The 26,345-nt window shown below is 45.4% G+C and carries 28 protein-coding genes; 15 read left to right on the plus strand and 13 right to left on the minus strand.

The window, feature by feature from the left end:
* Positions 1-13: 13 nt before the first annotated feature.
* The 5 genes from ITG12_RS15045 to tsaA form a co-directional block, all read right to left on the minus strand.
* Entirely contained in the window at positions 14-205 is a 192-nt protein-coding gene (locus ITG12_RS15045) for a DUF4250 domain-containing protein (protein WP_042600065.1), read from the minus strand.
* Entirely contained in the window at positions 205-411 is a 207-nt protein-coding gene (locus ITG12_RS15050) for a YaeP family protein (RefSeq protein WP_038864665.1), read from the minus strand. Before ITG12_RS15050 ends, ITG12_RS15045 begins: the two co-directional genes overlap by 1 nt.
* A 113-nt stretch (positions 412-524) precedes the next feature.
* Positions 525-1,193 (minus strand): tellurite resistance TerB family protein, encoded by a 669-nt coding sequence (locus ITG12_RS15055; RefSeq protein ID WP_248873182.1) that lies wholly within the window; start codon positions 1,191-1,193, stop codon positions 525-527.
* A 162-nt stretch (positions 1,194-1,355) separates the two neighbouring features.
* Complete coding sequence (locus ITG12_RS15060; RefSeq protein ID WP_063344108.1) at positions 1,356-3,071, minus strand: proline--tRNA ligase; 1,716 nt, start codon at positions 3,069-3,071, stop codon at positions 1,356-1,358.
* A 110-nt stretch (positions 3,072-3,181) separates the two neighbouring features.
* The gene (gene tsaA, locus ITG12_RS15065) at positions 3,182-3,877 is read right to left on the minus strand and encodes a tRNA (N6-threonylcarbamoyladenosine(37)-N6)-methyltransferase TrmO (RefSeq protein WP_248873183.1); all 696 of its coding nucleotides are present in this window, start codon (positions 3,875-3,877) and stop codon (positions 3,182-3,184) included.
* 127 nt (positions 3,878-4,004) lie between these two features.
* On the opposite strand from tsaA, the gene ITG12_RS15070 reads away from it, so the two are divergent.
* The 3 genes from ITG12_RS15070 (at position 4,005) to ITG12_RS15080 (ending at position 6,209) form a co-directional block, all read left to right on the plus strand.
* Complete coding sequence (locus ITG12_RS15070; protein WP_038864672.1) at positions 4,005-4,265, plus strand: type B 50S ribosomal protein L31; 261 nt, start codon at positions 4,005-4,007, stop codon at positions 4,263-4,265.
* Positions 4,266-4,268: 3 nt separating this feature from the next.
* Positions 4,269-4,394, plus strand: coding sequence for a type B 50S ribosomal protein L36 (gene ykgO, locus ITG12_RS15075; protein ID WP_005380299.1), 126 nt, complete (start codon positions 4,269-4,271; stop codon positions 4,392-4,394).
* 228 nt (positions 4,395-4,622) lie between these two features.
* Positions 4,623-6,209: an AbgT family transporter gene (locus ITG12_RS15080; protein WP_038864674.1), complete on the plus strand. Its 1,587-nt coding sequence runs from the start codon at positions 4,623-4,625 to the stop codon at positions 6,207-6,209.
* A 55-nt stretch (positions 6,210-6,264) separates the two neighbouring features.
* Here ITG12_RS15080 and ITG12_RS15085 read toward each other — a convergent pair whose 3' ends face one another.
* The 3 genes from ITG12_RS15085 to ITG12_RS15095 form a co-directional block, all read right to left on the minus strand.
* Positions 6,265-6,990, minus strand: coding sequence for a MipA/OmpV family protein (locus ITG12_RS15085; protein WP_248873184.1), 726 nt, complete (start codon positions 6,988-6,990; stop codon positions 6,265-6,267).
* A gap of 92 nt (positions 6,991-7,082) precedes the next feature.
* Positions 7,083-7,526, minus strand: a complete 444-nt coding sequence (locus tag ITG12_RS15090; RefSeq protein ID WP_038864678.1) for a YaiI/YqxD family protein — start codon at positions 7,524-7,526, stop codon at positions 7,083-7,085.
* Positions 7,523-7,816, minus strand: a complete 294-nt coding sequence (locus ITG12_RS15095) for a hypothetical protein (RefSeq protein ID WP_038864680.1) — start codon at positions 7,814-7,816, stop codon at positions 7,523-7,525. The genes ITG12_RS15090 and ITG12_RS15095 overlap by 4 nt, the downstream gene beginning before the upstream one ends.
* 905 nt (positions 7,817-8,721) lie before the next feature.
* Between ITG12_RS15095 and ITG12_RS15100 the strand changes: the two genes are divergently transcribed.
* The gene (locus tag ITG12_RS15100; RefSeq protein ID WP_248873963.1) at positions 8,722-9,207 is read left to right on the plus strand and encodes a GNAT family N-acetyltransferase; all 486 of its coding nucleotides are present in this window, start codon (positions 8,722-8,724) and stop codon (positions 9,205-9,207) included.
* Here the strand turns inward: ITG12_RS15100 and ITG12_RS15105 are convergent.
* Positions 9,167-9,466: a DUF3301 domain-containing protein gene (locus ITG12_RS15105; protein ID WP_248873185.1), complete on the minus strand. Its 300-nt coding sequence runs from the start codon at positions 9,464-9,466 to the stop codon at positions 9,167-9,169. The two genes, ITG12_RS15100 and ITG12_RS15105, sit on opposite strands and share 41 nt — an antisense overlap.
* Positions 9,467-9,479: 13 nt before the next feature.
* Complete coding sequence (locus tag ITG12_RS15110) at positions 9,480-10,517, minus strand: DUF3549 family protein (protein ID WP_248873186.1); 1,038 nt, start codon at positions 10,515-10,517, stop codon at positions 9,480-9,482.
* Between the two features lie 76 nt (positions 10,518-10,593).
* On the opposite strand from ITG12_RS15110, the gene ITG12_RS15115 reads away from it, so the two are divergent.
* Complete coding sequence (locus tag ITG12_RS15115; protein WP_038864800.1) at positions 10,594-10,908, plus strand: YqcC family protein; 315 nt, start codon at positions 10,594-10,596, stop codon at positions 10,906-10,908.
* Between the two features lie 5 nt (positions 10,909-10,913).
* Complete coding sequence (gene truC / locus ITG12_RS15120; protein WP_038879143.1) at positions 10,914-11,681, plus strand: tRNA pseudouridine(65) synthase TruC; 768 nt, start codon at positions 10,914-10,916, stop codon at positions 11,679-11,681.
* Positions 11,682-11,775: 94 nt separating this feature from the next.
* Here truC and ITG12_RS15125 read toward each other — a convergent pair whose 3' ends face one another.
* The 3 genes from ITG12_RS15125 to map all read right to left on the minus strand — a co-directional run bounded on the left by ITG12_RS15125 (position 11,776) and on the right by map (position 15,912).
* Positions 11,776-12,159 carry a DUF3461 family protein gene (locus tag ITG12_RS15125; RefSeq protein WP_038864687.1) on the minus strand — a complete coding sequence of 128 codons (384 nt, stop codon included), beginning with the start codon at positions 12,157-12,159 and terminating at the stop codon, positions 11,776-11,778.
* 149 nt (positions 12,160-12,308) lie between these two features.
* Positions 12,309-14,933 carry a bifunctional uridylyltransferase/uridylyl-removing protein GlnD gene (gene glnD, locus ITG12_RS15130; RefSeq protein WP_248873187.1) on the minus strand — a complete coding sequence of 875 codons (2,625 nt, stop codon included), beginning with the start codon at positions 14,931-14,933 and terminating at the stop codon, positions 12,309-12,311.
* Between the two features lie 100 nt (positions 14,934-15,033).
* Positions 15,034-15,912 carry a type I methionyl aminopeptidase gene (gene map, locus ITG12_RS15135; protein ID WP_038864689.1) on the minus strand — a complete coding sequence of 293 codons (879 nt, stop codon included), beginning with the start codon at positions 15,910-15,912 and terminating at the stop codon, positions 15,034-15,036.
* A gap of 395 nt (positions 15,913-16,307) precedes the next feature.
* On the opposite strand from map, the gene rpsB reads away from it, so the two are divergent.
* The 9 genes from rpsB to bamA all read left to right on the plus strand — a co-directional run bounded on the left by rpsB (position 16,308) and on the right by bamA (position 26,336).
* A complete protein-coding gene (rpsB, locus tag ITG12_RS15140; RefSeq protein ID WP_038864690.1) occupies positions 16,308-17,036 on the plus strand; it encodes a 30S ribosomal protein S2 in 729 nt (242 codons plus the stop codon).
* 131 nt (positions 17,037-17,167) lie between these two features.
* Positions 17,168-18,013 carry a translation elongation factor Ts gene (gene tsf / locus ITG12_RS15145; RefSeq protein ID WP_038864691.1) on the plus strand — a complete coding sequence of 282 codons (846 nt, stop codon included), beginning with the start codon at positions 17,168-17,170 and terminating at the stop codon, positions 18,011-18,013.
* 153 nt (positions 18,014-18,166) lie between these two features.
* Complete coding sequence (pyrH, locus tag ITG12_RS15150) at positions 18,167-18,898, plus strand: UMP kinase (protein ID WP_005436777.1); 732 nt, start codon at positions 18,167-18,169, stop codon at positions 18,896-18,898.
* A gap of 98 nt (positions 18,899-18,996) precedes the next feature.
* Entirely contained in the window at positions 18,997-19,554 is a 558-nt protein-coding gene (frr, locus tag ITG12_RS15155) for a ribosome recycling factor (RefSeq protein WP_038864693.1), read from the plus strand.
* Positions 19,555-19,650: 96 nt separating this feature from the next.
* A complete protein-coding gene (locus tag ITG12_RS15160) occupies positions 19,651-20,406 on the plus strand; it encodes an isoprenyl transferase (RefSeq protein WP_042600058.1) in 756 nt (251 codons plus the stop codon).
* Between the two features lie 12 nt (positions 20,407-20,418).
* Complete coding sequence (locus tag ITG12_RS15165) at positions 20,419-21,261, plus strand: phosphatidate cytidylyltransferase (protein ID WP_042600057.1); 843 nt, start codon at positions 20,419-20,421, stop codon at positions 21,259-21,261.
* Positions 21,262-21,313: 52 nt separating this feature from the next.
* Positions 21,314-22,519, plus strand: a complete 1,206-nt coding sequence (gene ispC / locus ITG12_RS15170; RefSeq protein WP_248873188.1) for a 1-deoxy-D-xylulose-5-phosphate reductoisomerase — start codon at positions 21,314-21,316, stop codon at positions 22,517-22,519.
* Positions 22,519-23,877: a sigma E protease regulator RseP gene (gene rseP / locus ITG12_RS15175; protein WP_039976966.1), complete on the plus strand. Its 1,359-nt coding sequence runs from the start codon at positions 22,519-22,521 to the stop codon at positions 23,875-23,877. Before ispC ends, rseP begins: the two co-directional genes overlap by 1 nt.
* A gap of 44 nt (positions 23,878-23,921) precedes the next feature.
* A complete protein-coding gene (bamA, locus tag ITG12_RS15180; protein WP_038864709.1) occupies positions 23,922-26,336 on the plus strand; it encodes an outer membrane protein assembly factor BamA in 2,415 nt (804 codons plus the stop codon).
* Positions 26,337-26,345 lie beyond the last annotated feature (9 nt).

The raw sequence follows: 26,345 nt of genomic DNA on the forward strand, positions 1-26,345 counted from the left end.
TCTCGGCTCACGATTAACGGAACTGACCTGCATCAGGTAAGAAATCGAAACCTGCCGTCGCTAGCTTTGCTTCAAGCGCAGCACGGTCGATATCAAAAAATACGACCAACTTATCCAGATCACCGCCAAAGTCGTCACGCAGCTTCATATTGACGATGCTCATTAACATGATTGGATCCATGGACTCAAAATTTGCCAGATTCATTACTTATCCTCAAAATCTGAAATCAGCAGGTTTGCTGCTGCAAACGCGGCTTTTTCACGAGCTTCTTTTGGTAGGGATTCGTCGGCAGCGATGTCGTTTAACGCTTTTACTGCACACGAGATCGCTTGAGGAATGTAGCCTTGATCGCCACTACCGATTTGAGCGTAAAGCTCACGAACTAATTCACAACAGCCGTATACTTGCATGGCTAAATCCTTAAGAAATGATAACTGCTCTCAAATATACACATAGCCGTTTTGAAACTCAAAGCAGAGAATTGTTTTGGCTCAAGTTAACACGCAACTTGAGCAAACATTCATCACTGTAATTGTGCTTCTAACTGATAAGTGACCTCTGGAGAAAGGTTGAGTTGCTTCGCAAGCTCCTGCAAATACGTTTTCTCCATAAAGTTTTGCTCATCGGCCACAATCAACGACGCCAGATAAATTTCTGATGCCTGTTGTGGCGACGTTGCTAAACGCGCGATTTCTGCTGGATCGAGCGGCTTGTGCAGTTCTTGATGAACCAACTGTCTTACATGATCATCTGCGCCCATTTCTGTCAGTGCTTGTTCGATGCGAGCCATTTCTTGTTCATCGACGTGGCCATCGGCTTTGGCTGCACCAATCATGGCTTTAAGGATCAGTTTTGCATGTTTGTTGTCATCAGGATCGAAGGTTTCGTTGACGCCCTGCGTACCCTGCTTCGCTTGCCAATCATTGTAGACTTTGTAAGCCAGAGCACCTAATGCCGCTGCGCCACCGACTTTGAGTGCGCCTGTACCGACTTTCTTGGCCATCTTTTTGCTCTTTTTAGAGCCCATTAACATGCCGATAAGACCGCCACCAATCGCGCCGGCACCAAGTGTTTTCAGTTGGCTAGAGCTTGATGAGGATTTGATATTGCTGGTTTGTTTACCAATCGCATCGGTACCTTGCTTGATTAGGTCTGATTTGAGCGCTTGGTTAAGAAGACTTTTTAGATCCATGAATGACCTCCTTACTAGATTGAATCCAGTGTAAGGTGATGAGTCTGAACCAAAGATTAACAGCGCCAATATTAGGTAGGGCCAAAAGGCTTAAAAAACAGACGTAAAAAAGGGCTGACCGAAGCCAACCCTTTTTATCACTCTGTATTCAGCACAATGTGCTTATTGCAGTTGAGCTTTAATGTGTTCAACGATGTCTGCCATAGCAATCGCTGTTTTCTCACCAGAGCGGCGGTTCTTGTACTCGAAGTTGCCTTCTTTCATTGAACGATCACCGATCACGATAGTGTGAGGAATGCCGATAAGTTCCATATCAGAGAACATCACGCCTGGGCGCTCTTTACGGTCATCGAATAGTACTTCGATACCCATAGCCGTCAGTTCAGCGTACAGCTTCTCAGCCGCTTCTTTCACTTCTTCAGACTTGTGCATGTTCATTGGCACGATAGCCACTTGGAAAGGCGCTAGTGCGTCTGGCCAAATGATGCCGTATTTGTCGTGGTTTTGCTCGATTGCAGAAGCAACAACACGAGATACACCGATACCGTAACAACCCATTTCTAGGATAACGTTTTTACCGTCAGGACCAAGAACGCCACAGTTCATCGCTTGAGAGTAAACATTACCTAGTTGGAAGATGTGACCAACTTCGATACCACGTTTAAGCATTAGCGTACCTTGACCACATGGGCTTGGATCGCCTTCTACTACGTTACGTAGATCTTCAACTTGGCCTAATTCAACGTCACGGCCCCAGTTGATACCGAAGTAGTGTTTGCCGTCGATGTTTGCACCTGCGCCGAAGTCGCTCATTACAGCAACAGAGCGGTCAACGATGAATGGCAGTTCAAGACCAACAGGGCCTAGAGAACCAGCGCCAGCACCGATCAGTGCACGCATTTCCTCTTCTGATGCCATCTCTAATGGAGAAGCAACTTGAGGTAGGTTTTCTGCTTTCACTTCGTTTAGCTCGTGGTCACCACGAACGATAAGAGCAATGATGTCAGCATCTACTTCATCAGAGGCTTTAACGAATAGAGTTTTTACTGTCTTCTCGATTGCTAGACCGTGTTGCTCTACAAGCTCCGCGATTGTTTTCGCGTTTGGCGTATCAACCAACGTCATCTCTTGAGTTGGCTCAGCGCGCTCACCTGCAGGTGCTGCCGCTTCTGCTTTTTCGATGTTCGCTGCGTAATCAGACTCAGTAGAGAATGCGATTAGGTCTTCGCCGCTTTCAGCAAGTACGTGGAACTCTTGAGAACCACTACCACCGATAGCGCCAGAGTCAGCAAGTACTGGACGGTACTCAAGACCCATGCGATCGAATGCTTTACAGTAAGCGTCGTGCATCGCTTGGTAAGATTTCTCTAGACCTTCTTTGTCGATGTCGAAGCTGTATGCATCCATCATGCAGAATTCACGTGCACGCATTACGCCGAAACGTGGACGACGTTCATCACGGAATTTAGTCTGGATTTGGTACAGGTTTAGCGGAAGCTGTTTGTAAGAGCTCACTTCGTTACGCACAAGGCTAGTGATCACTTCTTCAGCTGTAGGGCTAAGAACAAACGGACGAGTATGACGGTCAGTAAAGCGAAGTAGCTCAGGACCCATCTTCTCAGAACGACCTGTCTCTTCCCATAGTTCAAACGGCTGAACAACGGGCATCAAAGTTTCGACTGCACCTGCATTGTCGATTTCTTGACGAACGATGTTTTCGACTTTACGCAGCACACGTAGACCAGTAGGCAGCCAGGTGTATAGACCTGAAGCCAGCTTACGGATCATACCCGCGCGTAGCATGAGCTGGTGGCTCACTACTTCTGCGTCGTTTGGAGTCTCCTTCAGAGTAGAAAGAAGATAATTACTGGTACGCATTAAATTTATCCGTTTATTAAAGTTAGATACTCAAGCCAGAATGGACAGGAGCATGAGGTCCCACAAAGGGAAAATTGTTAGCCGCTTATAATATCAGCCAAATGCCTTTGTCAAAAGCTTTCAATCGCAGTAACTGTTATTAAGTTATCGCTAACCGTGAACTTAACGTTCAGATCGAACAAATTTACCGCATATTCCTTACTGTCAGGCTTGTTTTTCTTGTAAGCCGGACGAGGATCTTGTGCCAGAACTTGCTCGATCACTGTTCTGACATACTCAGTATCGCTACGCTTTTTGAGTGCCGCCAGTGCAGCTGAAGAAAAGCCGATCTGAGATGTTTCGGGTTCGTCTTCTGCGTAGCCACCTTGTGCCTCTGTAATAGAATCTGAGTAGGGGATGTATGGTTTGATATCAACAATTGGCGTGCCATCGACCAAGTCTACGTTACCAAGATCCAAATAGATCTGATCGCCTTTCTTGCTAATACCTTTGACTTCCACTGCCGACATGCCAATGCCATTGGGACGGAAAGTAGAACGTGACGCAAAGACGCCAACACGTTCATTGCCTCCTAAACGAGGCGGGCGCACGGTGGGTTTCCATCCCGCTTCTAAGTTCTGATCAAACAAAAACAGTAGCCATACATGAGAAAACTGCTCTAAACCACGAAGGGCTTCTGGACTGTTTGCTGCGCCTTGAAGTTTGACACGTGAATGCGCCGCAGGCACCAAGCGAGGTTGGCGAGGGACCGCAAACTTCTCTTTATATGGGCTTTCAATTACGCCAATAGGCTCAATGGAATACATGAATATGGTGTCTTATACATGGAAGATGAAAACTAAAGTACCACAAAATTCCGCTTGCTTTTTTGTTGAGAATGATTCCTAATTGATATGTTATATTATAACAATTCTTCAAGAGGGAAATTTTAATATGAAACCAGGCATTCACCCTGAATACCGTCCTGTAGTATTTCATGACACCAGCGTAGACGAATACTTTGTTGTTGGTTCGACACTACAGACTGATCGCACCATTGAATGGAAAGACGGCAAGACTTACCCATATTTCACACTGGATGTGTCATCTGCCTCTCACCCGTTTTACACAGGCAAGCAACGTGTCGTACAAGCTGAAGGTCGTATTGCGAACTTCAATCGCCGCTTTGGTCAATTCAATAAAGATAAGGAGTAAAAAATGAAGGTTGTTAAGTCATTAAAGAGCGCAAAAAGCCGTCACCCAGATTGTCAGATCGTAAAAAGAAGAGGGCGTTTATACGTTATTTGCAAAACGAACCCACGCTTTAAGGCGGTGCAGAAATAACCATAAATATCGTGTCGATTTATGGGATGGTGTGACTTATAATTCTGATTTATGATCTATATGTGGGTGATATAACTATATTTTTATCGATAATAGGTCATAAATCCGCCTTTGAGTTACATTCTGTAACGTTTTGAACTTTCACTTAACCCTTGTGTCGAGTACCCTGCGCAAGCTTTATGACATTTTTGTCACAAATGCGCAGGAATAAATACAAGGAGGGAACAGATGAGTTCATCTGCTTCAATGAAACAAAACTCACCAAAGAAGCCGCTGTTCACGCGTTTTCTAGATACAGTTGAATATTTGGGGAACCTTTTACCCCACCCAATCACACTTTTCGCCATTTTCTGTCTTGCAATCCTAGTTATGTCGGGTATCGCTGGTTACTTTGAAGTTTCCGTTGTCGATCCGCGCCCAGAGGGTGCGCCTGGCCGTGCTGCTGATGGTATGATTCAAGTCGTAAGCTTGCTAAATGCTGAAGGCTTACAGCTGATTGTTACAAATCTAGTGAAAAACTTTGTTGGCTTCGCACCGTTAGGTACCGTCTTGGTTGCGATGCTTGGTGTTGCCATTGCAGAACATTCTGGTCTACTTTCTGCTGCAATGCGTGGCCTAGTAATGGGCGCTTCTCAGCGCATGGTTACTGTAACCGTTGTTTTCGCTGGTATCATTTCAAACACGGCTTCTGAGCTTGGTTACGTGGTACTGATTCCACTGGCAGCAATGTTGTTCCACTCATTAGGTCGTCATCCACTAGCTGGCCTTGCCGCTGCATTTGCTGGTGTATCGGGCGGCTACTCTGCAAACCTACTTATCGGTACGGTTGATCCACTGCTATCAGGCATCACTGAAACAGCAGCACAGATGATTGACCCAACTTACTCTGTTGGTCCAGAAGTAAACTGGTACTTCATGTTTGTTTCTACCTTCTTCATCGCGATTACCGGTGCATTTGTTACTGAGAAAATCGTTGAACCAAAACTTGGTAAATATAATGACGAAGAAGCGGCTGAAGACTTGTCTCAAGACAAGATGGGCGGTCTAACTGACGTAGAGAAAAAAGGCCTTAAGCTTGCGGGTATCGCAGTATTGGCAGTGTCTGCACTACTAGCATGGACTATTGTTCCTGCTGATGGTGTTCTACGTTCTGACGCTGGCACAGTAGCGGGCTCTCCATTCTTGAAGAGTATCGTCGCGTTTATCTTTGTTTTCTTCGCGGTACCGGGTTTTGTGTACGGTCGCGTAGTTGGTACGATGAAGAATGACCGTGATGTCATTGATGCCATGTCGAAGTCAATGTCTTCAATGGGCATGTACATCGTACTGGTATTCTTCGCGGCGCAATTTGTTGCTTTCTTTAAGTGGACGAATTTTGGCCAAGTGTTTGCAGTAGCAGGCGCAAGCTTCCTTCAAGAAATTGGTCTAACTGGTCCAATGCTGTTCTTCGCCTTCATCCTAATGTGTGGCTTCATCAACTTGATGATTGGTTCAGCATCAGCACAGTGGGCAGTAACAGCACCAATCTTTGTACCAATGTTAATGCTAGTCGGTTACGCTCCTGAAACCATTCAAGCGGCTTACCGTATCGGTGACTCAACGACGAACATCATCACACCAATGATGAGCTACTTCGGTCTTATCCTTGCGGTAGCAACGCGCTACATGAAGAATCTAGGTATCGGTACGCTGATCGCGACCATGTTGCCTTACTCGATTGTCTTCCTTGTTGGTTGGAGTGTACTGTTCTACCTGTGGGTATTCGTATTCGGTCTACCAGTAGGTCCAGGTGCAGCGACATACTACACGCCTTAATAGGCAACCTCACTCAGTTCAATCAAAGCCTGCGTTTATCGCAGGCTTTTTTCGTTCAAAGACCTGCGAAACGATAGGTTAGACCGACTTCTAACGACCAACCTATATCACGCTGTATCAATGTGCTGTCACTGTCATGATGAATAAATTCTGCTTTGGTGATTGCAATCCAAGATGGTGTGACTTCATAAAGACCAATAAGTCCTGCTTGGTAAACAAAAGTAGAATTGGCTTTAAATTCTCTTAGCCCTGATGCTGCCGCTTCTCGCGCAGAGACACTGTACAGATGGTTAGAGAGTTTTTTATCTCGGTAATCGACTTCTAGAAAGGGGGTGAGGGTAAACGGTGGTAACCAAGTCTCTAGTGTCCGGCCGAGATGCAGTTGAACTTCGTAACCATTGTGATCTGAGGTGACATCATGCAGATAAGTCAATCTTGCGCCAACAGTGCCCAAAGTAATACCAAGTTCACCATTGCCATCGCGATCGGTGATGCCATTTGGTAAATCGACAAAGGTGTTGGAGACTTCCGCAAAGCGCCAATTAGCCGATAGGCCAAAATAAGTTAATGCTTGCCAGTTGGCTAAGCTGCCATCGACAAAGCCAATAGGGCCGGAATAGAACAAGTTAGGTGTCGCACCCAACTGAGGTGTGTCTTTGACGGAAAAAGCGCTTTCGCCAGAGGTGATACTACCGCCAACAATGCCAAAGGGTTCTTGGCTGGCAAGCAACGTCGTAGAAAAGAAAAATAATGAAAAGGGGACGACGATCCGTGCGTTCATAAATAAAACTCCATTCTTGTTATAACAACAAAGAACGGAGTTTTGAGGTTCTCATTTCACTGGCGACGATTTTCGTGGGTAAAAATGAATGCCTAACGTTTTGCGAGGATTCTGTCGAGGTGATTGGCGAACTCGCGACGTTCCGTTTGAGACAGCGCTGCTGGCCCTCCCGTTTGAATACCGCTTGATCGCATGGTATCCATAAAGTCACGAATATTGAGTCGCGCTTTGATAGTATCTTTCGTGTAAAGCTCGCCTCGTGAACTTAGCGCCAATGCGCCTTTGCTAATGACTTCATCTGCAAGTGGAATATCTGATGTGATCACCAGATCATTGGCTTCGACACGACGAACAATTTCGTTATCCGCAATATCAAAACCGGCAGGCACTTGCAGAGAGTGAATATTGGCACGCTTGGGTACAGGAACTACGTGGTTTGCAACAAAGGTACACTCAACACCGGTTCGTTCTGCCGCACGTACGATAGTCTCACGAATGACTTTCGGACAAGCATCTGCATCTACCCATAATTTCATGCTGTTTTCTCATTTAGTTTGGCTTCAAGCTCTTCAACACGAGCCACCAGTTTAGCTACTGTGTTTTCCAGAATGGTGATGCGATCTTCTTCTTTCGGTGTTTGTACCGCAACTTCAACTTTAGGAATGCGATTCGCGCTTTTCCAACTTTTGATGGTTGCGATTAATGCTGGCATAGGCACAGGCGTTTTCATTCGAGCTTTGACCAGAGCAACGGTTGGCTCTTTACCTTGCTGTTGCAACTGCTCCATCACGGCTTCCAGCTCTTTAGTGACGTCTTGAGTTAACATATTTTGTCCCTACTAAAATGACTTCTGTCATCATACGTTGAGGCGCTGAAATTAGCGAATGGCAATTTCGGCAGACCCTTGTGCGAGATCTCTCACAGAGGTTGTGAGAGAAAACGATTTCGTCGTCAGAACAAAAGAAATTAGTTGTCATAAGATTATGAAAAATAACGATTTAACATATTTTTAACTAAGTTTTCAAACAAAAGAATATCTTGGGCTGATTGTGATTTACAAGGAAAAGCGTAAATTAAACCTTGTCGGCAGGAAGCAGACATGGAACAGGAAAGCACCAAGGATTTGGTCATCGTCAGGACGACGATTTGATTATTCAGGATGAGTGATCAAGCACGGAGCGCAGGACATTGTAAGGACACAATCATCAATAGGATGTTGATGACTAAGGATAGACAATGGACCCCTCTTAGGATTGAGGTAAGGACAGCATCAGGAAGATGCAATGGACACCGCTCAAGGAACAAGTGATGCGCGCTAACGAGGATTGTTAGCTATCAGGATGATAAGGACACCGCTAGGACGGCGACGTAAGGACTAAGCTGACGGAATCAGCCACTATTATGGATGATGCATGGAGCACTATTTAGTAGCCGGACTGCTGCGAGTAAGACTATGACCCCGATACGCTAGTGTCGGGGTCTTTCTTATTTTGCACTTTCATAATTTCAGATAATTAAAAGTGTCAATATCACATAATTTATAAATTCCTCATAACACTGAATAAAAAACAATCCAGATCAATATTCTTTCCAATCAGTTGGTTTAACTTTCGGCTTCTCTAAAAGGCGTTATGTACCGCATAACAAATGAATAGCTCTTGAGCTTCTGCTATGCGGATAAATTAAGTTTGCTGTAATCAAGGAACAGATGTGACCATAGTAACCAGAAGAATGCTTCTTCTACCCTACAATGAGTCGTTGCAACTAGAGTTCGTGATGTTAAATTGCTGCGCTAAGAATCGCGCAGAGATGAATGGACCACATACCGTGTCTTCTGCGAAACAGTTGTTTGAGAAGATTCTGGATGATGAGAATGTCTACAGTATGGCGGTACTTGAAAGTACCAGCCGTGACTATATGGGACACGTGTTCATTTCGAATCTGGAGCATGAACCAGAGCTGGGATTTATCTTTGATAAAGCTTATTGGGGTAAAGGATTAGCAACAGAAGCGCTAAAGGCGTTTTTCCCGAAGACGTGCCGTGAGCTTGGACTACACAAAGTCAAAGCAAATGTGAATAGTCATCACAAAGCATCCATGGCAGTACTGGAAAAACTTGGATTTACAAAGACAAGAGAAAGCAAGGACCTATACGGCCCTTACTTTGAAATGGAATTTACAAGCGATGTAGCGGTAGGTGAAAGTTCAGCGGCCTAAACCCGATCATCGTCAATTCTCCTTGGTAGCAATCGTCACCAAGAGATGAGAACTCAAATTGATACACTGTATGCCAACGCCAGGTTCCGTCTGGCGTTTTCATTTTATGTGCACCAAATGCGATGCTGACCAATTGCAGATCAAGTTGCTCGCATTTGCGTGTAATAGCCGCTTTCGCTAATTCTGATTGGCGTCTTTGTTGCCAAAACAAAAAGCAGAAAAAGCACAGTCCTAAAATGGCTAGTAAGTCACCAATCATCCCTAATCCTTTATTATCCCTTGGTCGCTTGCTGCAATTTGACTAATGCCGTCGCTAGCTCTTCCGATGGGCTAGAGTGTAATAGAGGTAGCAGAACCATTCTTAGTTCTGGCAGCATCACTAAGTCGGCAAATAATTGGTTGAAGAGTGCTTGGTTGCCTGTTTGAGCAAGGCGCAGTAAAAACTGCTCAGCGACATTTGCATTAGCCAATAAGTGCCAAGTGCGGCCTGCGATACCAATTAAGACCTCTTGATGACTTAAACGTGGGCTTTGTAAAATTGTGTTTAACACTGGCAGTGAAATTTCCGACGATGCGCCTGCGAGAGCACGGATTAAGGCAGATAATAGGAACAGATCAGGCTCATCACTTTCAATCTCTTTCTGTGCTTGTTCTGCAATACGCTGTGCTAGGCGCTCTTGCAGTTCTACATGTTCTAGGGCACCAAGCAGAGCGTAGCGTGGTTCGTTTGGTAGATGGTTTAAGGCCTTACGTAGTGTCACTGCATTTTGCTCTTGGCCAAGGCGTGCGGCCATATCCGTAATACCTTGTAGACCAACGGTTTGCCAGTTTTCCCAACCGAGACCACCAGTGAAATAGTGCTGAGTATGTTCGTAATACTGGCTGGTGGGTAAATCTAAACTAGCGCGAACTCGGCTATGAAATACCGCCATCTTCTCTTCAGCGGGTTTGAAAGTATATGGGTTGTTAGAAAGCTTTTGTTGTTGCTCTTCCGACATTTCCTCATTCAGACGAGTTCCCATCGCCTCTACAACGTATTTAATGAAGTTACCGATATCGGATTGCTTTAGCAAACCACGTTCATCCAGCTCAAATTTTAGAAACCAAATCCAAGGCTGCTTTTGCTCGTTCCAGTACGCGATCGCGAGGTGCGCTTTACGCTGCATTGGGAATGGGTAAGGGCACTGGCCTTTTTCCACATCCGCAAACACTTGTGCATCGATGGTTTTGATACGACGACCAAGGTCGAAGATTTGATATTCACAATGGCTGTTATTTAACAGCTGAGTGAGGGTTTGAATGTTTTCCATTAAATACGACATCCTAATGTTCTTTTCACAAGAAATGGTATCATTCTCGGCTAATTCAAGGTTCGAGACGGAATTAATGGCAACAAACATCCAATTGGTCGACTTACTTCAACAACTTGAAGCGCAATTACAGCACTATGAGCTGTGGCAACAAACCATGCCTACGACAGAAGCGTTACAGAGCACAGAACCTTTCGCGATTGATACGCTGCATCCCCACGAGTGGTTACAATGGATTTTTATTGCACGTATGCGCGCGTTAGTGGAAAGTAACCAGCCTTTGCCGCGTGGCTTTTCTATCGAACCGTATTTCGCGGAAGCTTGGAAGCAAGAACCACATTATGCTGAGCTACTTGTAACCATCCGAACCATCGACGAACTATGTAAGTAATCTCAATGTCAGAACAAGAAACATCACAAGTTGTTACTCCAGTGGAATTGGAGATCGTTTATCAGGATGAGTACTTTGTTGCAGTAAATAAGCCTGCAGGTATGTTGGTGCACCGCAGCTGGTTAGATAAACACGAAACAGTTTTCGTGATGCAAACGCTGCGCGACCAAATTGGCCAACATGTGTTTCCTTTGCACCGTCTGGATCGTCCGACGTCTGGTGTGCTTGTGTTTGCATTGTCGAGTGAAGTTGCATCGCAAGTGATGCCGATGTTTGCTGAACATAAGATGGAGAAAACCTATCACGCGATCGTTCGCGGCTGGATCGAAGAAGAAGGTGTTCTCGATTACGCGCTAAAAGTTGAGCTGGATAAAATTGCCGATAAGTTCGCTTCGCAAGAGAAAGAAGCGCAGGATGCAGTGACAGCCTACAAACCGTTAGCGAAAGTTGAGGTGCCGTATTCAACAGGTAAGTTCCCAACCACTCGCTATTGCTTGATGGAAATGCAGCCAAAGACAGGGCGTAAGCATCAGCTGCGTCGCCACATGGCCCACCTACGTCATCCTATCGTCGGTGACACCAGCCATGGTGATGGTAAACATAACAAGTTGTATCGTACAGAGTTTGATTCTCACCGTTTGTTGCTGCACGCGTCGGAGTTACGTTTTGTCCACCCATTTACCGAGCAAGAAATCGTAATGAAAGCGGGTATTGATGAAACGTGGCAAAAATTGTTTGCACGATTCGAGTGGGATGAATCATTGGTGCAATAAGCCGTTAGTTTGATGAGCTCCGCTTTGATTCAATCAAAAAGAAAGGGGGTGGTATCTATACCAACCCCTTTTAAATTGTTTAGTTCTTAACGTTTTATTTCAGTTTTTCTAGATCCGCTTCGATCTCGGCGATTTTACTCGAAACCACTTTTTCCAGATGACGAAGATCGGACAGAATCTTCTGCTTCACGTCCACTTCTGCGGTTTTTACCGGTTTAGTTATCTTGTTTAATTCGTCGATGACTAGAGTTAAGTTACGATTGATTTCAGTAATTTCTTTGTACTTATGGCTGCCGCTGTCGACCAAGACGTTCTTTACTTGGCGTGGATATTTGAATTTAACGCTTTTGGCAAAGAATTCGCCTTTTTGTTTGTGGAAGTATATTTTGAGGACGTCTTTGTGTGCTTCTTGGCGTAGGGAGTAACGTTCAATTTGTTTTGGTTCGTGGATACCCAAACCAGTGAGGTGGGGATACATAGGCTACCTCTGTCTCATAACTAGAATAAGTTTTCCGTATAACTGTAGCAGCCCATTTATGAGCTAGATAGCTGATATTTAGTCAAATTGCTCAACTTGTGGGCAAGATCGCTCTGGTTCTTGCCCACGGTTTTATTGCTTAATCGCTTTTACGCAGAAACAGAATCGGACAACTTTTCAATCAGCTTCTCGCGCAATTCGTCTTGTTGTTCATCACTCAAACGACCACCAGCATCACTTGTGAGGATAAACAAATCTTCTGCACGTTCTCCAATTGTGGTGATCTTAGCGGCGTGTAAGTTAATGCCTAAGTCTGCAAACGTACGCCCCACTTTGGCGAGAAGCCCAGGCGTATCAAGTGCCACGAACTCCATTAAAGTGCGTTTCTTGCTCTTAGTTGGTAGGAAGTCGACCTTGGTTTTGACGTTAAAGTGCTGAAGTTTATTTGGTGTACGACGTGTTTTGATTTTTGTCGGACGACCATCTTCCAATACGTGAGTAATGTGCTTGGTGACAGCGCCATGACGACCTTCTTCAATTGCTTTACCGTGTTGATCTAGCACCATAAAGGTATCGAGTACATAGCCATCTTTACTGGTCATGATCTGCGCGTCATGAACGTTAAAATTACGACGATCGAGCTCTGCAACCACCGTCGCGAATAGGGCTGGTTGGTCTGGGCAGTAGACGAACACTTCGGTACCACCACGCGTGGCTTTTTTGCTGATCAGAACCAGTGGTTTACTTGCGTCTTCCATACGCAGCAAGTTCTCACAATGCCAAGCAATTTGTTTATGGGTATGACGCAAAAAGTAGTCGGCTTTAAAGCGTTGCCAAAGCACCTCGATCTCGCGTGCCGAGAAACCCTCTTTACGCAGTAGCGCTGACGCCATTTGCTGGTTGTGGCGTATACGTTCACGAACATCCACAGGGTTCTCCAAGCCGCGACGCAACGCGCGCTGAGTTGAGTAGAACAACTCCGCGAGCAGGGTACGCTTCCAGCTATTCCAAAGCTCTGGGTTAGTCGCACAGATATCGGCAACAGTCAGGCATACGAGGTACTCAAGATACTCTTCATCACGTACTTGTTTCGCAAACTCAGTGATGACGTCTGGATCGTATATATCGCGTCGCTGAGCGGTCACAGACATCAGTAAGTGATGCCTTACTAGCCAACTTACCAATTTCGCTTCAGGTTTAGATAGGCCGTGCTCAATACAAAAATCATACGCTTCACCTTCACCAATAACGGAGTGATCGCCACCACGCCCTTTACCGATATCATGGAAAATCGCGGCCAGAATCAGCAATTCTTTCTTTTGAATACGAGGGTAAACTTCACAACAAATCGGGTGCTTGCTGTGGTTTTCTGCGTAGCTAAAAGTATTGATGTGTTTGAGTAGGCGAATGCTGTGTTCATCCACGGTATAAACATGGAACAAATCAAATTGCATCTGACCGACAATTTGGCTCCATTGCGGAAGATACGCCGCCAGTACACCAAGTTTGTGCATCAGACTGAACGCCTTATGCAGCGCATTTGGATGACGACACAGTGCCATAAACTTTTCACGCGCTTCAGGAATAGTGTGCAAGAACTTGTTTAAGCGACGACGCGCAGTACGCAACTGACGCAACGTAGGAGGGCTCACGCCTTCGATGCTCGAATCATTGGCGATGTGCAGGAACATATCCAAAATGGTTTCAGGACGAGCTTGGAACAGCGCGGGTTTGCGAGCCTCGATCAGTGAACCACGGCGTTGGAAATCCTCATCAATGATTTCGGCATCTGCAGAGGCACCACCGTTGATGATCGCTTGATCAAACAGCTTGAGAAGCATTTTATTAAGCTCTGCTACACGTCTAAGCGTACGGTAGAACTCTTTCATCATCATTTCGACGCCGCGGTTACCTTCGCCGACATAGCCCAAATGTTCAGCCACTTGTGCTTGATGTCCGAACGTTAAACGGTTGTCATAACGGCGTAGTTCAATATGCAGAGCAAAACGGACTCGCCATAAGAAATCCTGACACTCAACCAACTCACGGTATTCTGCGTCGGTAAGAAAGCCATAGCGGCTCATTTCCAGCAATGAAGTCGCACCAAAGTGACGACGTGCTACCCAACTTAAAGTGTGAATATCCCGTAGACCGCCTGGGGTTGACTTGATGTCAGGTTCAAGGTTGTAGGTGGTGTCATGGTAACGAGCATGGCGCTCACGTTGTTCTTGAATCTTGGCGCGGTAAAAGGTTTCACTTGGCCAGAAAGAGTCGGATAGCACCACTTTCTTCAACGCTTGGAAAGTGTCTTCACTACCACACAACAAACGAGCTTCCTGTAGGTTGGTTGCAACAGTTAAATCCGCTCGGCCAATTTCCGCACATTCAGCAACAGTTCGAACGGCATGACCGACTTCGAGGCGCAAATCCCAAAGTAGGGTAATGAATTCACTGATTTTAGCTTCAAGGGCGTTCGGTAATTTGTTGTTCGACAAAATCAAAATGTCGATATCAGAAAGGGGGTGTAACTCACCACGGCCATAACCACCTACTGCAACCAGCGATATATTATGGATGTCTTTGAAGCCAAAGTGTTGCCACAAACGGCTGAGGAGTAAGTCCATGTACTCAGCGCGTGACAACACCAAATTGGTGACCGGATGGTGGTTAAGAAATTCTTGTTTTTGGAATGAACTGAATTTTTCGAGTTCTTGCTTAAGTTCAGCGATGTTGATCTGTTCATCGGTAAACGAAAGAGGGGACTGAAGAGTCATATTTGCTATCCGTGCAACTTGCTACTGTAAGCAATCTAACAAATTTGAAGCAGATAAAAAATATCCCCGCATGGGCGGGGATAAGGAAAGTGATATGCGATTATGCGTTTTTCATTAAACGAGGAATCGTGTCGTCGCTACGAAGCGTCAGCACTTCACAACCGTCTTTCGTCACCACAATGGTGTGTTCCCACTGTGCCGAGTTTTTACCATCGCCAGTGTATACCGTCCAATCGTCTTGTGCGTCGACTGTACAGCCAAACTTACCTGCGTTGATCATTGGCTCGATAGTAAAACACATGCCTTCTTTTAGTACGCGACGGTCTTTGTTCTTGTAGTGAACCACTTGTGGCTCTTCGTGGAACTCATCACCGATGCCGTGACCGCAGAAGTCTTTCACGATAGAGAACTTGTTGCGTGGGTTGTTCTTGTTGTTCTCTTTGATGTACTTCTCGATTGCTGTACCGATATCACCAACTGTTGCACCAGGCTTAACTTGACGCATACCAATGTACAGAGACTCTTGAGCAACCATACACAAACGTTTGTTTGCTGGAGATACATCACCAACTAGGAACATCTTAGAAGTGTCGCCGTGGTAGCCTTGTGGACGAACGCTTAGATCTGCGTTTTCATCGTTAGGCACGATAACCGTGATATCAACGTTAATGATGTCACCATCTTTAAGTACCGCTGGCTTCATTTGGCCATTTGCACCTTTTTCATCTTCTGTCGCAGGGATGCCGTGACAAACGATGTGGTTGATTGACGTACAGATTGATTTAGGGAATCCATGGTAATCAAGCGGTGCAGAGTAAGCGCCTCGCTCTAGAGCGTAATCGTGACAGATTTTGTTTAATTCTTCTGTCGTCACACCCGCCTTGATGTGCGGTTCGATCATTTCTAGAGTGTCTGCGGCTAGCTTGCCCGCAATACGCATGCGTTCGATTTCTTCAGCAGTTTTAATCTTGATTGACATTGGCTTTCTCTACTTATTCGTAAGCACGTAAACGTGCGAATGCGCGCATTCTATCAGACAACCCTTGCTTAACCCAAGCCAGTTAAGAATATGAGTCATTCTTACTTAAAGTGTAGTGATGGAATTTGGTGAAGAGTAGGGTGGTCATGCAATGGGGGTAAGAAGTGTAAGAAACAATTTTTACTAGCCATCTTAGGCTAAAATATGGTATAAAGCGCGCCGGAATCGAGGACTGTTCTCTTTACTTTCCATTAGAAGAGTAGCGAAGCAAGCTTCTTCCAATTAACTTTTATCTTTAAATCACACACATTCCGTCACATGTTCCGGGGTGCTGAGCAGAAGCTTGGTCGGAATTATGGGGGATGTGGAGGCCTAACCCCATAGAGGATTTTAAAATGGCAACTGTATCAATGCGCGATATGCTGAAAGCTGGTGTTCACTTCGGTCACCAAACTCGTTACTGGAACCCAAAAATGAAGCCATTCATCTTTGGTGCTCGTAACCGCGTTCACATCATCAACCTAGAAAAAACTGTACCAATGTTCAACGAAGCTCTAGCTGAACTAGCTAAAGTTGGCGAGAAGAAAGGTAAAGTTCTATTCGTAGGTACTAAGCGCGCTGCATCTGAAGCTGTTAAAGAAGCTGCAATCGCAAGCAACCAATACTACGTTAACAACCGTTGGTTGGGCGGCATGCTAACGAACTACAAAACAGTTCGTCAGTCTATCAAGCGTCTAAAAGATTTCGAAGCACAAGCACAAGACGGTACTTTCGAAAAACTAACTAAGAAAGAAGCTCTAATGCGTACTCGTGAAATGGAGAAGCTAGAGAAATCTCTTGGTGGTATCAAAGATATGGGCGGCCTACCAGACGCTCTATTCGTAATCGACGCTGATCACGAGCACATTGCAATTAAAGAAGCTAACAACCTAGGTATTCCAGTATACGCTGTGGTAGATACTAACTCTAACCCAGACGGCGTTGACTACATCATCCCAGGTAACGACGACGCGATCCGCGCAGTTCAACTATACCTAAACGCTGTTGCATCTGCAGTAACTGAAGGTCGCAACAAAGACGTTGCAGTAGTTGCTGAAAAAGACGGTTTCGTAGAAGCTGAATAATAGCGGCTCTGCGTCACACTTAGTCTATGTGAAACCTTGTTGTAGCATAGACTGAGTTATAGTTAGCAATGGGGGCCGACAATGTAGGCCCCTGTTTTTTACCTTATTTCGAATCAAACGAGGAATAGAGAATGGCAACTGTAACTGCTGCTCTAGTTAAAGAACTTCGCGAGCGCACTGGCGCTGGCATGATGGAATGTAAGAAAGCGCTTGTAGAAGCAAACGCTGACATCGAACTAGCAATTGAAAACATGCGTAAATCTGGCGCAGCGAAAGCAGCTAAAAAAGCTGGTAACGTTGCAGCTGAAGGCGCAATCATCATCAAAGAAGAAAACGGCGTAGCTGTTCTTCTTGAAGTTAACTGTCAAACTGACTTCGTAGCAAAAGACGCTAGCTTTACTGCATTCGCTGAAGACGTTGCAGTTGCAGCACTAGCTTCTAAAGCTTCTGTTGAAGAGCTTCAAGCTCAATTCGAAGAAACTCGCGTTGCACTAGTTGCAAAAATCGGTGAAAACATCAACATCCGTCGCGTTGCTTACGTTCAAGGTAATGCAATCGCTTCTTACCGTCACGGTGAGAAAATCGGTGTTGTTGTTGCTGGTGAAGGCGATGCTGAAACTCTTAAGCACGTTTCTATGCACGTTGCTGCTTCTCGTCCTGAGTTCGTTAACCCAGAAGACGTACCAGCTGACGTAGTTGCTAAAGAGAAAGAAGTTCAAGTTGAAATCGCTATGAACGAAGGCAAGCCTCAAGAGATCGCTGAGAAGATGGTTATTGGCCGCATGAAGAAATTCACTGGCGAGATCTCTCTAACTGGTCAAGCATTCATCATGGAACCTAAGAAAACTGTAGGTGAAATGCTGAAAGAAAAAGGTGCATCTGTATCTACTTTCGTTCGTCTAGAAGTAGGTGAAGGCATCGAAAAAGCTGCAGAAATGAGCTTTGCTGAAGAAGTTGCTGCGGTACAAAAAGGTTAATCCTTAGCGTATAGAGCAAATATTAGACCGTAGCCTTGGCTGCGGTCTTTTTACGAAAAGAGCGGCGAAACTTAGCCGTGATGAATAGCTATAAGTCATCTTGTGTCTATTCATGACTGTTAATCAACAACTCTCTTTTGGAAGGTAAACTCCATGACTACGAACCCTAAACCAGCGTATCAACGTATTCTATTAAAACTGAGTGGTGAAGCTCTTCAAGGCGAAGAAGGTTTCGGTATTGACCCTGCGGTTCTTGACCGTATGGCTCAAGAAGTTAAGGAGCTGGTTGAACTGGGTGTTCAAGTTGGTGTGGTAATCGGTGGTGGTAACCTATTCCGTGGTGCTGGTCTGGCTGAAGCGGGCATGAACCGCGTTGTGGGTGACCACATGGGTATGCTAGCAACAGTAATGAACGGTCTAGCAATGCGTGACGCACTTCACCGCGCATACGTAAATGCTCGCGTAATGTCTGCAATTCCTCTAAAGGGTGTGTGTGACGATTACAATTGGGCAGACGCTATCCGTGAACTTCGCCAAGGCCGTGTAGTAATCTTCTCGGCAGGTACAGGTAACCCATTCTTCACAACAGATTCAGCGGCTTGTCTACGTGGTATCGAAATCGAAGCTGACGTAGTTCTAAAAGCGACAAAAGTTGATGGTGTATTTACTGCTGACCCAGTAGCAAACCCAGACGCAGAGCTGTATGATAAGCTATCTTACACTGAAATTCTGGATAAAGAATTGAAAGTGATGGACTTGGCTGCGTTCACACTTGCTCGTGACCACAAAATGCCAATCCGCGTATTTAACATGAATAAGCCAGGCGCACTACGTCGCGTGGTAATGGGCGAAGCTGAAGGCACGTTGATCTGCGCTGACGCGTAAATCTCAGCGCCATTCAACAAGAGACATTGGATGGCGTTTGGCTTTGCTTAAGCCCTTTAAGCTTTCTTCATGAAAGATGACATTTTTAAGGTGAAACCGTGATTAACGAAATCAATAAAGACGCGCAAGAGCGCATGGACAAAAGCGTTGAAGCGCTAAAGAACAACCTTTCAAAAGTTCGTACTGGCCGCGCACACCCAAGCCTACTATCTGGCATCTCTGTAGAATACTACGGCGCAGCTACTCCTCTTAACCAAATCGCTAACGTTGTTGCTGAAGACGCTCGTACTCTAGCAATCACAGTTTTCGACAAAGAACTAACTCAAAAAGTTGAAAAAGCGATCATGATGTCTGACCTTGGCCTAAACCCAATGTCTGCTGGCACAATCATCCGCGTTCCACTTCCACCGCTAACAGAAGAGCGTCGTAAAGACCTAGTTAAGATCGTTCGTGGTGAAGCTGAAGGCGCACGTGTTGCTGTTCGTAACATTCGTCGTGACGCAAACAGCGACCTAAAAGGTCTTCTAAAAGATAAAGAAATCTCTGAAGACGAAGATCGTAAAGCACAAGACGAAATTCAAAAATTGACTGATGTAGCAGTTAAGAAGATCGACGACGTTCTTGCTGCAAAAGAAAAAGAGTTGATGGAAGTTTAATACTCCCATCCACATCACTGTTGGAAAACGCTGTGCTCACAGCTCAGCGTTTTTTTGTGTTAGTCTATCCAACTGATGGAACTCAATTAACTCCCTATGCAAAATTCTCAAGCCTTCTCTGATTCCCTTCCTAAACATATTGCCATCATTATGGACGGTAATGGTCGTTGGGCTAAGTCCAAAGGAAAGCCTCGTGTATTCGGTCATAAAAAGGGCGTAAACGCCGTTCGTAAGACCGTTGCAGCCGCTTCCAAGCTTGGCATCAAAGCCATGACTTTGTTCGCTTTCAGCAGCGAAAACTGGCGTCGTCCAGAAGAAGAAGTCGGCCTTTTAATGGAGCTGTTCATTTCTGTCTTATCGAGTGAAGTGAAAAAGCTGCACAAAAACAACTTACGCCTACGTGTCATTGGCGATACCAGCCGTTTTAGTGAACGCTTACAAGGTAAAATTCTTGAAGCGGAAGCTCTAACTGCCAGCAACACGGGGATGGTGATTAACATTGCAGCCAACTATGGTGGCAAGTGGGACATCACAGAGGCGGCCAAATCGTTAGCGTTAAAAGCGCGTAACGGTGAGATCCGTGTAGAGGATATCAATGAGCAGTTGATTACCCAGCATCTGACTATGGCTGATCTACCAGAAGTCGATCTATTGATTCGTACTAGTGGTGAGTGTCGCATCAGTAACTTCATGCTGTGGCAAATGGCTTATGCTGAAATGTACTTTACTCCTGAGTACTGGCCTGAATTCGATGAAGACAGCTTAGTAGAGGCTGTGACTTGGTTTATCAACCGAGAGCGTCGTTTTGGTTGTACTGGTGAACAAGTGAAGGCATTGATGGCTGCTCAATAAGGACTAGTTAGTTTGAAACAGAGAATAATAACAGCACTAATTTTAGCTCCCCTGGTTATTTTAGGTATTTTTAAGTTACCACTAATGGGCTTTATCATCGCATTGACCGCGATAACCCTATTAGGTTTTTGGGAGTGGACTCAGTTTACAGAAAGCAAATCTCGCATTGCTGCCCTTGTTCCGGCTGCCGTTGTTACCGGACTTAGTTTTCTATTCATTTCGCCTGATGCAGCAAGCCTTAACCAACTGGCAGCTCCGCATTACACCGTTTTAGCACTCGGTTTTGCTTGGTGGATTATCGCAAGTGGAATGGCAATTACTTACCCTAAAACCATTAATTTATGGCAAAGCAGTAAAGTGTTGCGCCATGTATTTGGTTTCCTTACGTTGATCCCTTTCTTGTGGAGTGTGATCATTCTTAGGGCTTCTGATTTTGCAGTAGATCCATACCACGGCGCAAAACTTGTGCTGTATGTTTGCTTCTTGGTATGGGCTGCTGATAGCGGTGCTTACTTTGCTGGTAAAAGCATGGGTAAGCGAAAAATGGCGCCTCATGTGAGCCCAAACAAGACGATAGAAGGCTTGATTGGCGGCATTATCGCAGCATTGATTGTTGGCTGGTTGTTCGCCGGTTGGTTTGATATCCAATTTACTAGTCCAATTCACATGGTGGTTATCACATTGGTTACTGTCGTGATTTCTGTGCTTGGTGATTTGGTTGAAAGCATGTTCAAACGTGTGTCAGGCATCAAAGACAGCAGCAACATCATTCCAGGTCACGGCGGTATCCTAGATCGTGTCGATAGCCTTACCGCTGCATTCCCAGTATTTGCTCTTCTTTACTACGTATTCTAATTTAATCGGGAGCGGCATCGTCGTTCCTGAGTTTTTCTAACGGTCTTACATCATGCAAAAGTTAACGATTCTTGGTGCAACAGGCTCAATCGGTGCAAGCACACTAAAAGTGGTTGAACAAAATCCTGAGCTGTTTTCTATCGTCGCATTAGCGGCCAGCACTAACGTTGAAAAGATGGTCGCACTTTGCCGCAAATGGCAACCAAAATACGCTGTTATGGCGGATAAGGCTGCGGCAGTGGCATTAAGCGCTGAGCTAGCTTCAATCTCGCCAAAGACTGAAGTATTAGGTGGTGTTGATGCACTTTGTCATGTTTCTGCACTGGAAGAAGTCGATAGCGTAATGGCGGCAATAGTGGGTGCTGCAGGTCTGTTGCCAACAATGGCAGCGGTAAAAGCGGGCAAGCGTGTGCTACTGGCAAACAAAGAAGCACTTGTGATGTCTGGTCAACTGTTCATTGACGCAGTTGAAGAACATGGCGCAGAGTTACTTCCTGTAGACAGTGAGCACAATGCGATTTTCCAGTGCCTACCACAACAAGTTCAAACTAATCTAGGCCGTTGCAACTTAGAAGAGCATGGCATTTCCTCGATCCTGCTGACTGGTTCTGGTGGTCCATTCCGCTATACCGACATTGCAGAGTTAGATAAAGTGACACCAGCACAAGCGATTGCTCATCCTAACTGGTCAATGGGGCCAAAAATCTCGGTTGATTCTGCAACCATGATGAACAAAGGCCTTGAGTACATTGAAGCAAAATGGCTATTTAACGCCGCTCGTGAACAACTGAAAGTGATCATTCACCCTCAGTCTGTCATTCATTCCATGGTTCAATACCGCGATGGTTCTGTACTGGCGCAAATGGGAGAGCCAGATATGGCAACCCCGATTGCATTAACCATGTCATATCCATCCCGTGTGGATGCGGGAGTGAAACCGTTAGATTTTACTCAAGTAGGTGAATTGACATTCCTTCAGCCAGATTTTGCACGCTATCCGTGTTTGAAGCTGGCTATCGATGCGTGCTACGAAGGCCAACATGCCACAACGGCTCTGAATGCAGCGAACGAAGTTGCCGTTGATGCTTTCCTAAATAATCGACTTGGTTTCACAGATATCGCTCGCATCAATGAGTCAGTTTTGAACAAAATAACTGCAAGCCATAAAAGTGAGAATGTGAATAGCTTGGAAAGCTTGATAGAGCTAGATAGAATGGCACGAACTATCGCCTTAGAATTTTTACGCGAGCGTAGCTAATGACTGGTATTTTGTGGAATTTGGTTTCTTTTATCGTTGCATTGGGCATCTTGGTGGCTGTGCACGAATTTGGTCACTTTTGGGTTGCTCGCCGTTGTGGTGTCAAGGTTGAGAAATTCTCAATCGGTTTTGGTAAGTCTATCTGGAGCAAGGTAGGCAAAGATGGCACTGAGTACAGCATTTCAATGATCCCATTGGGTGGCTACGTCAAAATGGTGGATAGCCGTGTTGATGAAGTACCTGAAAACGAAAAGCACATGGCGTTTGATCAAAAGCCGTTGTGGAAGCGCACATCAATTGTTGCGGCGGGTCCTATTTTCAACTTCCTGTTCGCGATCGTTGCGTATTGGTTAGTTTTCCTGATTGGTGTGCCAGCGGTTAAACCTGTAATTGGTGAAGTTACGCCCAATTCAATCGTTGCTCAGGCAGGAATTGAAACAGGGATGGAACTAAAATCTATCTCAGGCATCAAAACTCCGGATTGGGAATCAGTCAACATGGGTTTAATCTCTCATATTGGCGATGATTCAATGACAGTGACCTTAACTTCATCGAATGAAGTGGGCTCTGAAGTGACCAAAACCCTTGATATCCGTGATTGGAAATTTGATCCCGAAACTCAATCAGCAATGCATTCACTTGGTTTTACGCCGTTCACTCCAGAGATATACACGGAGTTAGCGCAAGTAAGTGAAGGCGCTGCGGGTGAAAAGGCGGGTTTACTGGCTGGTGACAAGATTGTCGCGATCAACGGCAAAAAGATTTCTAACTGGAATGAAGTGGTTGAAGCCATTCGTTCTAACCCAGAAACGCCAATTGACCTGACGGTGTTACGTCAGGGTGATGAGCAATCATTGACGTTGACTCCAGGTCGCCGTGAGCTAGCTAACAAACAAGTGGTTGGTTTTGCGGGTATCGCACCTGAAGTCGCAGAATGGCCAGAAAGTTATCGCTTCGAATTACAGTTTGGTGTATTCGAGTCTATTGGCAAAGCGATTGACAAAACTGGTCAAGTTATTGGACTTACAATCAGCATGCTTAAGAAACTGATTGTAGGTGATGTTGGTCTGAACAATCTGAGTGGGCCAATTTCAATCGCCAAAGGAGCAGGGGCGACGGCAGACTACGGTCTGGTTTACTTTTTAGGTTTTCTCGCACTAATTAGTGTTAACCTAGGTATTATCAACCTCGTTCCTTTACCAATGTTGGATGGTGGTCATTTGCTATTTTTTGCAATCGAAGCCGTTATCCGACGCCCAGTACCTGAAAAGGTACAGGAAATGGGTTATCGAATTGGTGGTGCGATTATCTTCTCGCTCATGGCGTTAGCGCTATTTAATGATTTTACTCGTCTGTGATAGTTCAGAGACAAAAGCAGTAGCAAGGAATAATTAGAACAAGTATGGCGATTAAGCGAATTCTGTTTGCAAGTTTACTGGCGACCAGTGTATCTGCAAACGGAGCACAGAACTTTGTAGTTCAAGATATTGAGATCGATGGATTGCAACGTGTGGCACTGGGTGCTGCGTTGCTGAAGATGCCTGTACGTGTCGGCGATACTGTTGACCAAGGCGATGTTGCTGAGATCATTCGTGCACTGTACGCATCGGGTAACTTTGAAGATGTAAAAGTACTGCGCAACGGTGATGTGTTGGTTGTTCAAGTGAAAGAACGCCCAACGATTGCTAGCATCTCATTCTCAGGCAACAAAGCAATCAAGGATGAGCAGCTACAAGAAAACCTGAACGCTTCTGGTGTTCGCGAAGGTGAAGCGCTTGACCGTACTACGCTAAGCAACATCGAAAAAGGTTTGGAAGACTTTTACTACAGCGTTGGTAAATACAACGCGACCGTAAAAGCGGTTGTTACTCCATTGCCTCGTAACCGTTCCGATCTGAAATTTGTCTTCACCGAAGGTGTATCGGCAAAAATTCAGCAAATCAACTTTATCGGCAATGAAGTCTTTTCTGATGAAGACCTTCTTTCTCGTTTCAACCTAAACGTAGACGTGCCATGGTGGAACTTCCTAGCGGACGAAAAATACCAAAAGCAAGTACTTGCTGGTGATATCGAAGCGCTGAAGTCTTACTACCTTGACCGCGGTTATCTGAAATTTAACGTTGATTCGACACAAGTGGCGATTTCTCCTGACAAAAAAGGCGTATACATTACGCTTGGTCTTGAAGAAGGCGACGTGTACACCGTGAAGGACGTGAAATTCCGTGGTGATTTGATCGGTGAAGAAGCAACGTTCGAAAAGCTGGTTCCATTTGAAGACAACGAGACGTACAACGGTTCTCGTGTGACTTCGATGGAAGAAGGTATCAAACGTGTGCTTGGTGAATCTGGTTACGCTTACCCGCAAGTTAACACCATTCCTGAGTTCGACGACGAAAACAAACAAGTATCACTTGTTGTGAACGTAGAACCAGGCAACCGCATCTACGTACGCGATATTCGTTTCACGGGTAACAACTCTACGAAAGACGAAGTACTGCGTCGTGAGATGCGTCAGATGGAAGGCAGCTGGTTAAACTCGAAATCGATTGAAACGGGTAAAACGCGTCTAAACCGTCTGGGTTACTTCGAAAACGTAGAAGTACAAACTGTACGTGTACCTGGCAGCGATGACCAAGTAGACCTAGTTTACTCAGTTAAAGAGGCAAACTCAGGCAGCGTTAACTTTGGTGTCGGCTACGGTACTGAATCAGGCGTCAGCTTCCAAGTTGGTCTACAACAAGACAACTTTATCGGTAGTGGTAATCGCGTTGGTATTAACGCGATGATGAACGACTACCAGAAAAACGTGAGTTTGGACTACCGCGACCCTTACTGGAACCTAGATGGTGTAAGTTTGGGTGGTAAGATCTTCTATGATGAGTTTGAAGCATCTGAAGCGGGTATCGTTGACTATACCAACCAAAGTTACGGTGCAAGTTTGACATGGGGTTTCCCATTCGACGAATTGAACCGTTTTGAGTTTGGTGTTGGTTATACCCACAACAAGATCGGTAACTTGTCGCCTTACTTACAGGTAGAACAGTTCCTACAAGCGCAAGCGGACAATATCGACTCTAGCGGCGCATTGAATACAAACGATTTTGACTTCAACATCTCATGGACACGTAACAACCTAAACCGTGGCTACTTCCCAACAGCGGGTAACCACCAACGTGCATTCTATAAGATGACCGTACCTGGCTCTGACGTTCAATACTTCAAGATGCAGTATGATGTTCGTCAATACGTGCCACTGACTAAGAAGCATGAATTCACGCTCTTGTTCCGTGGTCGTCTAGGTTATGGTAACGGTTATGGTCAAACGGATGGTAACGATAACTTGTTCCCATTCTACGAAAACTACTACGCAGGTGGTTTTACAACACTACGTGGTTTCGGCTCTAACTCTGTAGGTCCAAAAGCGGTTTACCGTGATTACTCAGGCTCAAATAACGGTGCGGACACCGCAACAGATGATTCTGTTGGTGGTAACGCGGTAGCGCTGGCGAGTATCGAGTTGATCGTACCAACACCATTTGCTTCGGATGAAGTTCGTAACCAGATTCGTACCAGTATCTTCTTCGATATGGCGAGTATTTGGGATACCGAATTTGATTACCGTAGCTCAGGTGCTGAATACGGCGACCGTTACTACTACGATTACTCAGATCCAACCAACTACCGTTCATCTTACGGTGCGGCGTTGCAATGGATGTCTCCTATGGGGCCACTAGTCTTCTCACTAGCGAAACCAATTAAGAAATATGATGGCGACGATGAAGAGTTCTTCACGTTCACTATCGGTAGAACCTTCTAAAGAGGAAAA

Source organism: Vibrio sp. ED002, assembly GCF_023277445.1.
Classification (GTDB): Bacteria; Pseudomonadota; Gammaproteobacteria; order Enterobacterales; family Vibrionaceae; genus Vibrio; species Vibrio jasicida.